Origin of the sequence: Vitreimonas sp., from assembly GCF_035627415.1 — a bacterium.
Taxonomy (GTDB): domain Bacteria; phylum Pseudomonadota; class Alphaproteobacteria; order Caulobacterales; family Aquidulcibacteraceae; genus Vitreimonas.
The window spans coordinates 16,748-30,210 of the sequence record NZ_DASPLU010000005.1; the positions used below are offsets into that span (position 1 = coordinate 16,748).

General features: G+C 58.0%; 13 protein-coding genes and 1 tRNA gene. 12 read left to right on the top strand and 2 right to left on the bottom strand.

The annotated features are described in order from the left end of the window. The first annotated feature begins 17 nt into the window (after positions 1-17). The 12 genes from VEA80_RS02005 to VEA80_RS02060 all read left to right on the top strand — a co-directional run bounded on the left by VEA80_RS02005 (position 18) and on the right by VEA80_RS02060 (position 11,849). Positions 18-107, top strand: a tRNA-Ser gene (locus VEA80_RS02005). Between the two features lie 92 nt (positions 108-199). After that, positions 200-2,002: a site-specific integrase gene (locus VEA80_RS02010; RefSeq protein WP_325059014.1), complete on the top strand. Its 1,803-nt coding sequence runs from the start codon at positions 200-202 to the stop codon at positions 2,000-2,002. Further along, a complete protein-coding gene (locus VEA80_RS02015; RefSeq protein ID WP_325059015.1) occupies positions 1,996-2,442 on the top strand; it encodes a hypothetical protein in 447 nt (148 codons plus the stop codon). Before VEA80_RS02010 ends, VEA80_RS02015 begins: the two co-directional genes overlap by 7 nt. A 649-nt stretch (positions 2,443-3,091) precedes the next feature. Continuing rightward, positions 3,092-3,937 (top strand): hypothetical protein, encoded by an 846-nt coding sequence (locus VEA80_RS02020; RefSeq protein WP_325059016.1) that lies wholly within the window; start codon positions 3,092-3,094, stop codon positions 3,935-3,937. Positions 3,938-3,988: 51 nt separating this feature from the next. Beyond that, positions 3,989-4,426, top strand: a complete 438-nt coding sequence (locus tag VEA80_RS02025) for a hypothetical protein (protein ID WP_325059017.1) — start codon at positions 3,989-3,991, stop codon at positions 4,424-4,426. Between the two features lie 272 nt (positions 4,427-4,698). Then, the gene (locus VEA80_RS02030; protein WP_325059018.1) at positions 4,699-7,167 is read left to right on the top strand and encodes a primase-helicase family protein; all 2,469 of its coding nucleotides are present in this window, start codon (positions 4,699-4,701) and stop codon (positions 7,165-7,167) included. Positions 7,168-7,493: 326 nt separating this feature from the next. After that, positions 7,494-7,751 carry a hypothetical protein gene (locus tag VEA80_RS02035; protein WP_325059019.1) on the top strand — a complete coding sequence of 86 codons (258 nt, stop codon included), beginning with the start codon at positions 7,494-7,496 and terminating at the stop codon, positions 7,749-7,751. A gap of 279 nt (positions 7,752-8,030) precedes the next feature. Continuing rightward, positions 8,031-8,354, top strand: coding sequence for a hypothetical protein (locus tag VEA80_RS02040; protein ID WP_325059020.1), 324 nt, complete (start codon positions 8,031-8,033; stop codon positions 8,352-8,354). Between the two features lie 93 nt (positions 8,355-8,447). Continuing rightward, positions 8,448-9,503 (top strand): hypothetical protein, encoded by a 1,056-nt coding sequence (locus tag VEA80_RS02045; RefSeq protein ID WP_325059021.1) that lies wholly within the window; start codon positions 8,448-8,450, stop codon positions 9,501-9,503. Positions 9,504-9,597: 94 nt separating this feature from the next. Further along, on the top strand, positions 9,598-10,098 hold the full coding sequence (locus VEA80_RS02050) for a hypothetical protein (protein ID WP_325059022.1): 501 nt from the start codon (positions 9,598-9,600) through the stop codon (positions 10,096-10,098). 10 nt (positions 10,099-10,108) lie between these two features. Next, entirely contained in the window at positions 10,109-11,236 is a 1,128-nt protein-coding gene (locus tag VEA80_RS02055) for a GIY-YIG nuclease family protein (RefSeq protein WP_325059023.1), read from the top strand. A 298-nt stretch (positions 11,237-11,534) separates the two neighbouring features. Further along, on the top strand, positions 11,535-11,849 hold the full coding sequence (locus tag VEA80_RS02060; RefSeq protein WP_325059024.1) for a hypothetical protein: 315 nt from the start codon (positions 11,535-11,537) through the stop codon (positions 11,847-11,849). A gap of 59 nt (positions 11,850-11,908) precedes the next feature. Here VEA80_RS02060 and VEA80_RS02065 read toward each other — a convergent pair whose 3' ends face one another. Continuing rightward, entirely contained in the window at positions 11,909-12,367 is a 459-nt protein-coding gene (locus VEA80_RS02065; protein WP_325059025.1) for a hypothetical protein, read from the bottom strand. A gap of 340 nt (positions 12,368-12,707) precedes the next feature. Further along, positions 12,708-13,151 carry a hypothetical protein gene (locus tag VEA80_RS02070; protein ID WP_325059026.1) on the bottom strand — a complete coding sequence of 148 codons (444 nt, stop codon included), beginning with the start codon at positions 13,149-13,151 and terminating at the stop codon, positions 12,708-12,710. Positions 13,152-13,463: the final 312 nt, after the last annotated feature.

The window sequence follows — 13,463 nt, forward strand, 5'->3', positions numbered from 1 at the left end:
CCATTAAGCGAGCCTCCGGAGAGGTGCTAGAGTGGCTGAATAGGCCGGTCTCGAAAACCGGAGTACGTGCAAGCGTACCGAGGGTTCGAATCCCTCCCTCTCCGCCAGCCGCGCCCTAGTGTGTTGGAACAATAGTAAATCCTGATACTGGAGGATTTTTTCCACTTCACGCACTACAAACTGCCACTACAAATGCCCCATGGCAGCCAGCACGATCCGCAAGAACAAAAAGAGGGTTCCTGGCACTCGGGTTCTTCGTGATGGGACCTACGAGGTCATCCTCGTTGTGCCTGAGGATTGTCGGGAGCGGGTGGGGAAGAAGAACATGACGCGCCGGCTCGGGACTACCCGCTATGCCGATGCGGTGCGGCTGGCTCCACCGATCCTTCGTGAGTTCGAGCGGGTGATCGAGGCGGCTCGCCTAGGCGAACATCCTTCCACCGACGCGATTGATCCGAGGAAGGCGGTCCAAGCGGTTGACCAGTGGAAATTGGCGGAACTGGCGCGAGCAGAGCTTCGCGCCTTCAATCAACCGGACGAAGAAATTCCTGACGCGACCACTCGGTTCGCGGAGTATCGCGATTTTCTTGTAAGGCATCACGAACTTCGCGATGGCCTTTCAAAGGCTGGGCGATGGAGGGACATTCCGCAATTTGACACCAAGCTGATTGCCGCACTCAGCAGTCAAGGCGTTCGTATCAGTAGAGAACATCCCGCGATGGAGCGCCTTCGCCCGATTTTCCAAGCGGCGTGGTATGATGTCGTAAAGTATGAAGATAATCTTCGAAACGGCACCATTCGTCCCGGCGAAATCGACTCCACTGCGACTTCAAGTTCGATCGTTGCTCCTACGCATCTGCACGCCGACGAGAGCACAATAACGGTGTGGAGCGCTTTCGTTGCTTGGCGAAGCAAGCGTGAACGGCATGGTCAGGACGCGGGTAAATCTGCACGGGAATTCGAGACACAGATCAATCGGTTCATCGATGTCCACGGTGATCTGCCGCTCGACAAAATTACGCGTCGGCATTGCATCGAGTTTCGAGACCTGATGGCGCAGTATCCGGCTAACGTTCCAAGCGCTTTGCGCCGTGAGCCCATTCGCGCCGTTGTGGCGCGATACACCACGGTGGGCGCAGCACCCTACAAACGGTTGTCGGCCAAGACGCTGAACGAGAAGGTGTTCGCGGCGGTTCGCGCTGTGTTTGCCGATGCCGTCAATGACAGCGAAAACAATCTCGTCAACCCGATGCTGAACATCTCGGTTCAAGAGGCTGAGAGCGTGTCTCCATCAAAGCTACGATACACGGATGAGGAGATCGGAAGTTTGTTCTCATGCGCGATCTTTCGCGGGACGTCGGTGTCGGACAACAGGGCGGGCGCTGAAGCGCAAAAATGGATTCCGCTACTCGCTGCCTATACTGGTGCGCGGCTTGAAGAACTTGGACAGCTTGCAATCACTGATCTGAAAACAGAAGAGGGCGTCAGGTACATTCACTTTCAGGAGCGATACGACGGTGTGGACCCAGGCTTCCTGCGTAGTCTGAAGAATAAGACGTCGCATCGAAAGGTGCCGATCCATTCCGTCCTTCTCGAACTCGGCTTTTTGGACTTCGTAGAAGTTCAGCGTCGCGCCGATCACGTTCACGTGTTTCCGTTGCTCCGGTGGCGTGACGCGAAGAAACGTGACAAGAGCGACAAAGTCACTGCGTATTGGTCGAAATGGTGGTCCGAGTATTCGAGGATGGTCGTTTCTGACAGGCGAAAGTCGTTTCATTCTTTTCGCCATACTTTCAAGAGCAGACTCCGCAATGCCGGTGTGGCAAAGGCTCTGAACGACGCTCTTACCGGTCACGCGTCGTCCGACGAAGGCGACAAATACGGTCGGGACCAAGAAGGTCAGGGCTTCGCTCTGCCGATCTTGGCTGAAGCGATCGAAAAACTTTCGCATCCCAGGATCGATCTAAGAGCACTTCGCGGGGAACTAAATAACGAGTGCTGACTACCGACTCGCTCGCCGCATCCCTCGAATTTCAGTTCCTGGTCGATCGCGCCTTAACCGCACAGCAGAGCGGTCGTCGTGACATGGCGGCTGTATTCGGTCGTGCCGCCCAAGGCATCTTGGAAACCGCCATGCCTGACATCGCACACGACGTGGCGAAGATCGCTTCCAGGAAAGGTGCCGGTGGCGAGGTCGCTCAGGGACTCGTGTCACGGCTCACGCCAGCCGCCGCTGCCGCCGTTGCTACAATCTGGACCTTGCGTGGCGCGAGAAAGCCGGCGGTCGAGGCACTGACGGCGGCGTTCGGAGATCATCCGGAATTCGTGGCGACGACGAAGAGGTTATGTCGAAGGGTCTTCGGGCCCGTGCAGGCGACGCCGTTGGTTATATCGGTAGCAAACCACGCGCCGTTCGAAGCGGCGGCGCCTCATCGTCGTTAGTGCGACCCTTCTTGAACTTTTGTACCCGGCGGTGGCTCAAGAAGAAAGCCAAGTTCTCATCGAGATGAGGATCATCTCTTACTGGTCGTCCACGACGTTGAGTGTGGTCCGCCGAGCGATCAGCGCGCGCGACAGGACGCGTTCGGTGAGCGCATCAGCAAGGACGGCGTGAATCAAAGGCAGTGCGTCGGGCGTGCGTGGAAAGGCCGCTTCGAACCACGCCCAATACTGTGATGTCGGACTTCGCGCTGCTGTATGACTTGGCTCAGCGAAAAACTACTGTGTGCCAAATTACTGTTCGGCCTCGATCGCGCGAGAGAGGGGCGATTGGAGCCCAGTAGTAATTTCGCGCCCTCGGCAATACGTGGCCGAAGTCGGCATACGCCAAGTAATTCGATGCGGAAGACTGAACATCGCGCCGGGCACCACGATGTCCGAGAGCGGTCCGCAGTAGTTCTTGCCGATAGTGCCCGAGTGCGTACGCGGGGATTTAATCGCGGAACAGCGCCCCGATGGCCACCTAGAGCGAACGTCGGTGTGCCGGCGCCAAAGAAGATCGCCCAGTGCGACTCTCATGCCCGCAAATCATGCCACGATTTGAGTCGGATCGCGACTTGAGTCGTCATCCGGAGAGAGCGAGGCGTATTCAATGAGAACCAACATCAACCCCACGTCCAGCGTCGAGGCCGCACGAACATCGCGTCCAATTCCGATCGATAGCATCGAGCCCGGCGAACTCGAGCGCAGCGCTTTTCACGAGGCCGGGCACGCCGTGGCCAATGTCGGACTTCTGGGTCACATTTGTTACGACGTCAGAGCTTTCGCTGAACCGACCTTAACTTACGACGATCGGGCCCGAGCATTGACGGTGATGGGGCTGTGCCAAACGTCCTTTGGAAACCAGCCTGCCGAACTGACGGTTCAGAGCCTGATCGAAAATCCCGACAATGGAGCGATGGCGTTTGCACGAGCGGTCAACCGTGCCTTCATCGCCGCTGCCGGCCCGTTCGCGCAGGCTGAGCTTCTGGGGGATGGCGACCTCTTCGACGACGTCTGCTTCCCCGACGGTGGTGACGGTGATCTGGAGCACGCTCACGACGCGCTATTGCCGTTCTACAAGGATGAAGCCAAACGCTGGGATGTATTGGACCGCGTCTGGTGCAGGACCCGGGACATCATGCGTCGCCCCCAAGTGTGGGCTGCCGTCGAAGCCGTCGCCGCGCAGCTAATTGAACTGGGCGGACGTGAACCGCTCGACGGCGACATCGTGGAACGGATCGTTGAGAGGTATCTCCGACGAAGGCGACTTCGGACGACGGCGATCATCCCAGTGAAGTGGGACGGAAGCGTCAACACGTCGATCCTTGAGGCGCAGAGAATTGCGTCCGAGCAAACAACGATCGGGGATCGCGGTTGTCAGAGCAGTAAGTCACGCTGCGGCGAGTTCTATCGCTGTAAGACCCGGCGTCGTCATATCCACAGAATCACGATATGAAGGCTTTCATATTACCTGCCAGCATTTGCTGGATGGACTTTCGTTTTTGAGATGTTTGAATTGTTTTTCCCGGGTGCGGTCGCACTCGGAAGTGAAAACCTGACCGACGATTGCGTTCGGTTGGGTTCGATTGATGCGTGCAATTGCCCGACGTGTCTTGAAAAGTTAACCACACCCGAGTGGTTGAGGCTGCCGCACTTCCTCTATGAGATCGTGATTGAGCCGATGGACGAGGATGCGATCGCCTCCAGCGGCGAAGCGTTCGATCTGATCCAGCACCTGAGATACACGCTACCGGCTGATCGCCCGGACTTGGTCCGCTTGCTTCAGGGACGCGAGCTTGGCGAGGGCCATACCACTATGATGGTGACCGTGCCTTCGCGCGTCGATGAGTTCGAAACGATTTTGGACGGTGAATTCACGACGGAGTTCACCGCACTCCGATGGCATACGCAGGTGATGGCCACCAGGAGGCAGGGCCGTAGATGACGTCGCCGTCTTCCATTACTGCCGGCGTGAGGTGCACAAGCCCGGCTTCGGCTCGACCATGGGTCCGCATCCTGGGGCAGGCCGAGTTCAATCGCCTGACGCGTTGGCTGGTGTGGCGCTGTGCGTCCGTAACGAGTGCCGAGCGTGTAAATACCGACGTCGATCTCGCACATCGAGAGCCCGCCCTCCTGCCGCAAAATCAAAAGACGGAGCCGACTTTCTAAATAGCGGTACGGAGGGCGGGACACTCGCCATCCGGTGCGAGAAAGACAATGGACTACAACCTATACTCGAATTGCGCCCATTCGTTCGGCGCTGAACTCTATCGTGGCTGCGCCGACGGCTACATGAACATCGCCATCTTCGATCCGGCTGGCACCAAGCGGTTCTTCTCCATTCCCGTCGATCAGACGAAGACACCAGCGCTCACCGACGCTGTTACGCCGTTGTTGAACGCCAACGTGTTCTTCCAGGTAAACCCGATCACCACGGCGATTGGCGGTCATAGCCGGGGATCGCTCAAGGACGTCGCCAGCGTGCCGGCGTTCTTCGCTGACATCGACTTCAAGAACCCTGGTAAGAAGGAAGACCGGCTGCCGGTCAACGATGTCGAGGCGCTGAAGATGTTCGCCTCTGGCGGCTTCTTACCGCCGACCATTATCGTGGAAACGGGCCGGGGGCTGCACGCCTACTGGATTTTAGAAGAGCCCGTCGGCATCGACAGCGCGCAGACGCGCGCGGACATGGTGGATGTCGCCGCCGCATTCGGTTCAGCGTTTCGCACTTTCGCTCTTGAGACGTTCGATTGGAAGTTCGATTCAACATCCGATTTACCGCGTCTTGGGCGCCTGCCGGGCACCTTCAACGTCAAAGGCGAGACGCCGTTGCCGGTTCGTTGGCGCACCGATCCCGACAGCCGACGCTACCCGCTCCAGACGATCGTCGATGAGATCGTGCGCTTCGGCGTGCCGATCGGTAAGCCGCAGAAGCCAGCGCGAACCGCTTCGACGGGTGTGTCGGTCACGACTGGCGACACGGCTGCGGCGTGGGATTTGATCCGCTCGATCGAATGGGCAAAGCAGGACCTGAAGAAGGGCGAACGACCGAAGGAGAACTTCGCCGCCGTGGCTGAAGGCTGCGGCTGGATGCGCGATGTTGTCGAGAACGCCGAGAGCACGGGCTACAATGATTGGTTTCACGCACTCGGTGTGATCGGTCGCTGCCATGGCGGTGAACGATTGGCCCATGCCATCTCGGCGCCTTACCCCAAGTACACGCCGTTTGAGACCGATCAGAAACTTGGCGAAGCTCTGAAAGCGGATGGACCGGTGACGTGCGCGTTCGTTGAGCGGGGCCTCAACGCCCCCGCGTGCAAGACGTGCCCATTCCGTCAGAGCGCAGAGCCGATTACGACGCCGCTGACGCTCGGCGCCGACGGTCGGAAGTCGAACAACGTTCTCGCACTGAAGAGGTACATCTTGTCCGTCACGGAAGGGCGCTTCTTCGACCTTGAGGCGACCGAGCCCGGCATTGTGGCTCGTGGTCTTACCAAGGAGAGCTTCGATGATCGGCACGCGCACGAACGTGGCTTTCTGTCGGCTGACATGATGATCGCTGACGGCTTGTTGCGGAAAGCGGATGCACGTCGGTTCGATCCGTCCCGGCCATCTGGGTTCTCCAACCTCGGCGCCAGCCCGATCCTCAACACTTACCGGGCGCCGACCGTGGTTCCTAAGGCGGGAGACGCATCGGCCTTTCTTGAACTTCTTCAGCGTGTGTTTGGCGAGGAAGGTTGGCGCCATGCGCTCGCTTACCTTGCTCATCTTTACCAACGGCCCGGCATTAAGATCGCGCACGCCTTGATGGTCTTGAGCGACCAGGGCTTGGGCAAGGGATCGTTGTTCGAACTGCTTTCGCACGTGTTTGGCAAGGGCAACTGCCACATGGTGGAGGGCGATCACGCCGATCACCGCTTTCGGATGCAGCTTGGCGACCGGGTCCTGCTCGGCATGAACGAAGTCCAGAGCGAGGACCGTGTTGGCTTTTACAATTCCATCAAAATGGTGTTGGCTGATGAGGACTTCCTGGCCGAAGAGAAGGGCATGCCATTCCGTAACATGGACACGCCACGCGGCGTGGTGATCTTCTCGAACAAAGCCGTGCCGATGAAGATCGAAGACAGCGACCGACGTCTGTTCGTTGTGCGCCGGTTGAGCGTGCCTACCATGCCCGACAACTACTTCCGCCGGTTCTGGGAGCCATCGGAGGACTTCGTCGCTGCCGTCGCCCATCTGCTCAGCACGACTGATCTGTCTGGCTTCTTTGCCAAGAGCGGCCCGCCGATGACGGCGGCGAAGACCGAATTGATCGAGTCATCTCGATCGCGGTTGGAGACCGCCGTGCGCGACGCTGTTGAAGCGCGTGACGGGCCGTTTCGGTTGGAAATCGCGGGTCATCGCTGGCTGTGGGCGTGGGCCACGGCCATCGCGCCCGGCGTAACGCAGTCAAGCTTGCTCGAAGCGTTGCGGAAGGCGGGTGTTGAACCGCTGCCGGATCGTGGTCAGCAGCGCACGAACCTTCATGTCTACGGCGAGAAGCAGCGGTTCTGGATCGTCCGCAACCATGAAAGCTGGCGGTCGAAGACCTCGGTCCAGGTGCGTGATCACTATCAATCGCTGTGTTTAGCGAACCACGAACCCCAATACATCGGCACCGCTCCACACCAAGGGAGCAGCCGGTGATGGGGCTTGTCTCACTGTCTCAGTGTCTCACGCGATTCCATACTCGTCAGGAAATTCCGGATTCAGATATTATAGACTCCGGAGAGCAGTATGGTTGGGCTGAGACGCTGAGACAGTGAGACACATTCGCCGCCTCGTGCTGCCGGCGACCAGGGCGCCGTCCAGACTGCGGATGGCCACACAGCGTCTGGCCACACAGCGTCACCGGCAATATTTCCTCAGAGGCCACAATTCAAAGTTTCTTTGCCATCTTACCAAGTTGCCAGAATCCTGACGGAGCCGCATAGCGTGCGGTAGGTCAAACTTTGCGCCGATGGGAGCGGAAGATGGAAGCCAATGAGTTCTTCGAGGAAGTCAACCGCACAATGAACACGGACCTCAAGCCGCAGGACTTCGAATATCGCTGCGTGGACGACCCCACGCCTGCACCAGCCGGCGCTACGGTCGCGGAAATCGGCCCATGGTATCAAACCGTCACGATCACCCATTTGCCGACTGGTAAGACTCGAACCTATCGGGCGGGACACGATTCAACGTTTCCAATGCCGTTCATTGATGACTGGAAGGCCGGCGTGTTCAACTAGTCTCTTCTGTCTTAATCAACCGTGCCCGAGATCGTGCGTTGTTGGTGACGTTGACGGTGTGGCCATTCTTGCGGATCGCGTAGCTGGCGGCGCCTACCGCAGTTGGCGTCGCTTTCGACCACGAAGTGTTCTCGGTGCCTGTTGCTGCTACACTCGTCGATCCCCCTGCGCCTCCTGCTTCACCGGCACCGCCCGCCCCGGCGCTGTGGGTTTGAGGAATGGTCTGAGACAGGATCAACCCGGTTCGAGGCGGTGAAAAAGATGCTCAAGGGATAGGAAATGGCTGATCTCGCCAAGCAGTTCGACGCTGCGATGCTGGAAGTCTATGTACGAGCTAAAGAGGAAGCGAAATACACCGCTTCCGAGTTCCACAATATGCTGACGCGCCAAGGCGGCGTGGCGACTGCTAAGCAACTAATCAACGCAGCCAAGCCGTCGGATGGGTACACTCGCTTGTATGAGCGCGGCTTCCTAAAACTCACTGTTGAAGCGGTGGTGGTTGAGAATCCGAAGTGGCATCCACTCTTCGCGGATCATGAAATCGAGAGGGCGCGTGCTCGACTTCTCGCCTATAACTACAAACCGAACGTCCGTGCTTCATGAGGGGCCTCCCAGGGTCTTCGCTCGGCGTCTTGAGTTTTTGAAACGCTGCGGATAGTGAAGGGGCATGACGAAGGAGGAACCCCGCATGCGAAGATGACCCAACAAGGCCTTCGTATGCAGCAACCCTTTCCTCGCATCTCCGGCGCTCTGAAAGCCCTGGCGCCCGATCTGGCGGACGACATCGCCGCCCACTTTCCATTTCCGCATCAGCCATTCTTTGAGCTTGCGCCGGCGCGCATGCATTTGCTCGGCATGCTGATCACCGGCTCTGACCCGGATGTGATTGAATTCGATAGGCTGCGGTCGCTCAAGTGGCACGACGCAGCGACTTTGGTTGCAGACCCTTACCCGAACGGCCTCGAACGCATCCTATCGTCGATGCCCCTGCCGCTGTGGGCCTTCGAGGATTATCGCAAGCTCTGGTCGCTTGTGGTGTGCCAAAAGGCCATGACGGTCATGCGGCATGCCCGTGAAGTGACGCCTGCCCTGGTAGCGGTGTTGCACGAGCTTCCGCCGATGCTCCGGGCCGCAAAGGTGTGTCGTCATGTACGTCGGCCCATTGAGGCGAGCGTACTGGCCCGTGTGTGCGACACAACCGACAAGGCCGCACTGCTGCTCGTTTCCATCACCGCTTCGGGCTCGCGTTACGATTTTTTTGAGATGCTTCTGAAAGTGGTGAGGAAGTCGGACGTTTTTCCTGCGCCACCGGTAATCGACCATCCCGATGTCAGGCCGGTTGCGGACCTCGACGATCTCCGGCGGATCGCGCTTGAATTTCAGAACTGCATGCGGGCCTACGCTGATCAGGTCGCCAGCGGCTCGCTCGCTTTCTATGTCGTGAACGGGGAGGAGCGCGCTGTTGTGTCAGTGAAGCCACTGATCGGGGGCCGTTTGGTGATCGACGAAATGAAGGGTGTGGGAAATACACGACTAAGCGGCGTGACGGAGCGGCGCATTCGTAGCATCTTCGAGCGGCACGGCATGGTGAAGAATGCCGATGAACGCCGGCGCGAATTGATGGAGCAGTGCTTGTCGAGTCTAACGTCAGCGTCGATGAAGGCTGACGATGAGATTCACTTGGCGTGCTGGTCGTTTCTGAACGAGTTGGGTGCGATGGATCACACGAAGTCGGCCAAGCCGATCGCATAGGGATCAACAGGGGGAGGACTCGGGCGTCAGCCCGTGCCAGCTATTGACATCGACTTCGCTGTCCTGACGAAATTGCGATGCGGCGGAGTGGACTATGGAAAACTGGGTATTCGGGTTGGCGGCGGTGTCGGCGGTAGCGTCAGCGATCGCGGCGCTCACCAGCTTGGCTCAAGCCCGAGGAACGGCGCAGGGCAACGAGGTCAATGCCTATCTTCGTCTGATGGAGGACTATGGCGATCCCGCGATGCGTGAAGCGCTGTTGGAGCTTGGAAGATTTTGGCGAGAGCGAAGAGATAGCTTTCCTGACTCGGGCGCCGCTTGGATTGCTCTCAATGAGACGGACCCAGACGCGGCAAAAGCAATTCGGGGACACTCCAGGCTGGTGTCGAATTACTTCGGCAGTTCGGCTAGGCTGTACGAAGCCGGACTCATCTCGCGAAAGCTCTTTCGGCTGCTGATATCGAGGCCTGGGTTGAATGTGTATTACGAGATCGTGGTCCCGATAAACGTCGTCAGAAACCCCGCCGAACACTCCGCCCACTATGTCCGCCTGATGAAGCGCGTGGTCAAACAATACGCTGACGGTCTGTACTGAGCGCTCCCAGATGGCACTCAAAAACCTCACCCGAGAAAGCGTTCTTCAAGCCATTGTCGAGTTCGATCAACTTGGTCGTGAGGCCTTTCTCGACCGATACGGCTTCGGCCAATCGCGCAGCTATTTTCTCGTCCACAATGGCCGCTACTACGATTCAAAGGCCATTGCGGGCGTGGCACATGGTTTCACGTCGCCAGATGCGAGCCCACTTCGGAGTGGCGAATTCACCGGGGGTGAAAGAACGGTCCAACCCGTGTTGGTGGCGCTGGGATTCCAAGTCGTCATGAACAATGACGAACGCCAAGCACCGCGATGGCTCGACAGACTCCGGCTCAATGGGCTTTACACCCGTGATCAGGTCGCAGACATCATCGGTTATCCGCAAGAGAAACGTGGCGGCGGCGATTTCGACACCGGCTACACCAAGCACGATGACGCCTACTTCATTTTCGCGAACGTCGGAAACGCAGGCCGAACTGGGCACGACTACGCCAACCGTTGGGATGGCCGGGACCTGATCTGGTTTGGAAAGTCCAATACCCGGATCGACCAGCCACGCATCCAAGAGATGATTGGCGGCGATTTCGATGTTTACGTCTTTTGGCGCGGCAAGGACCGTTCTCCCTTCACGTTCGCCGGGGTGGGAAGAGCGGTTGAAGCTGATGCTTCAACGCCGGTTCGAGTCATCTGGAGCTTTGGCCGGGCAGCGGAAGGCCGAGGGCCAGATGAGTTTCAACCACGCCAGCCAAACTTCAGGCGAGGCCCGAAGCCAAAAGGTGGGCGTCGTGAATTCACGATCACGGATGGGCCATGCAGTATTTACTTGATGGTCCTTCATGGCGTGCCGGAGACCATGCTCGCTAATCGCTCGTCGGGCACCTGTGCGATCAAAGTAGGCATGTCGAACGATATCGAGCGACGGGAAGCCGAGTTGAACTTCGGGTTTCCGCCGTCGTTATCACTTGAGTGGCGGGTGATGGCTTGCAGGGAGTATGGTTCGTTCGATGACGCGTTCGCCGCTGAGACACGGCTGCTTGAGCATCTGCGTGAACGAGAGCTAGGTGTTGGTGGCGAGTTTGCTGTTGTCGGGCCGGAAGATTTGGAAGAGGTCAGGTGCCTTTTGAAGACTCCTGAGTGACTTCCAGCAGAATCGATGTCATCCATCGGTCTCCGATCCAAACAATCGACCCGCGTGTCAGGCGCTCTCCTGGCGCTCGCTTCTTCATGCGCCCACGACCTGTCCTGCCACAGCGCGTGAGCCCATGAGCATTCCGGAATACCTGGCGAGGTCTCGCGTTATCAAACGGCGGTGGTTCGAAACAACGCAACTTGTGAAGCGAAAACGAAGAGTCGGAGGCTCTTATGCCCCTCAGGAAAGTGCCTACCCGGTTGCTGAGCCATCCCCTCAGGCTATGGTGGGCGGTGGGGAGGCCACAATGCCGAAATTAATAAAGCAAATGACTTTGGTCGCGCTGTTCTCGACGTTCATAACGGGCACAGCCGCAGCCCTAGTGTTCGGACCCAGCAATTTGTCGATGATGGGCTATCCCGATCACCGCTGCTATGCACCGTCTCGCCCGTACAGCGACGACCGGTATGCATGGGAGAGCTTTCGTGCAGATGCAAACAACTACATCGACTGCATCAACGAATACGTCGAGGCTGGTAACAATGACATTCGTCGGATTCAGGATTCTCAGCGGGACGCTCTTACCGAGGCGGACTCTTTCGTGAGCCGGATTCCACGCTAGTAGACGTGCATCTCAGAGCACTACTTCCCTGAAGCCCCCCTTGCATATATTGCCACTAACTATTCGCGCGGGGTGAGCGTGTAGTACGCGAGCCGATTACCCACTAACTCCGCATGCTCATCTGAAATGTAGGGCTCAAGGCGTCCGCCGGGTCCTACTGTGAACTGAATGTCGGCTGGGATGCTCGGACAGCACATGCCGTCTTCATCGTCGTAGAATTTGGCTCCGACGCTCAGCATTCGTCCAGATAGTCGAACTTCGTCGCCGATGACTTGGTAGTCGCCCTTGCCGCCAACGCCTACAACATCTGAGGCGAACCATACGGGTTCTACGTAGCGGTAGACGATCAAAAAGCGCGAATAGCTATTGCCGCCACCGAACCCTTCAATCGTGAAGAACACAAGGCGCTCAACCTGACCGTCACCATCCAGGTCGATTTGATGCCAGTGGTCAAATTGCGACGGATAGTCGGCCCACTGATCATTCCCTCTAATACGGGCAACCTCGGCGAAGTGCACTGCTTGTAGATCGGGTGGCGTTCGCGAACCTGAATATGAGATCAGTTGCTCGCCCGTTTGGACGACTCTGGAAATGTCGGCACGCCCTCGTTCAGTCGGGGGCGGCGAGGCGGAAGCAGAAGGCGCAATAGGTGCCGTCAAAACGCGAACGGTTGAGTCGTCCTCAGTGACGTTGATATGCGGCTCCTGTGGGCTCGTAGCCTGCAACCCGCATCCGCACGCGAGCCAATAGAGAACCAGGGCGGTGAGAGCCCCCGACGAACGTGCCTTGTTTTGTATCCCCGACATCGCCACGACACCTAGACTATTTAAGGCGATTGGGACTGACAATCGTGATCCTCTATTTGTGCTCGAAGAACGGTTTGTCCGGGTCATTATCGTAAGCCGGCGCCACGCGACCGCCCTTTGACTTGGTCAATCCGATATCCCATGGAGCCGCCGGATCATCCCGTTTAACGCGCTCGTCAATGACCATGAAGCGCTCGCGGCGATCACAATACTGTTTCATTTTCTTGATCGCCTCGCTGAACGAGAGTTCTGGGACGATTGCAAGCCAGGGGTAGGGGCCGAAGCGGCGCCTAAACTCTGGAAGGTCGTCGGCAGGTATGACGTCCATCCAGGTCCAGATTTTCCAGTAGTGCTTATAGAAGCGGGGATTGTCGTGGATGCCGTAGGCGGCGATCCAATGCGGACCTCTAAGGCGTAGGAAGTGCCGCTTGGTCGGTATCTGTCCGCCGCCAATGTTGATGGGCAATCGAGCGGCGTTTCGCCAATCGAAACTCATCTGAGCCATCCGTCGCGCAGCCATAGAAACAGCCAAGAACCCACAATCAGTGCGATAGTTGAAGGTGGCCCTCTCTCTCAGAAGACACTCAACCCACTGCTGGAAGAATTGCGCGAAGAAATACTGCCTCAGCTACCGGAGGGATCATTCGCTCGCTCGGAGAAGCACGGCATCGTGTTCGGGCGCGAACGACCCTGGACGTCGTTTGCGAATGAAGATGAGAAGAAGGCTTGGATCGCCGAGACGTTGAATGCGTTCGTCAACGTCTTCCGCCCGATGCTGAGAGAGTTGAAAGACCGCGCAGTGTGATCC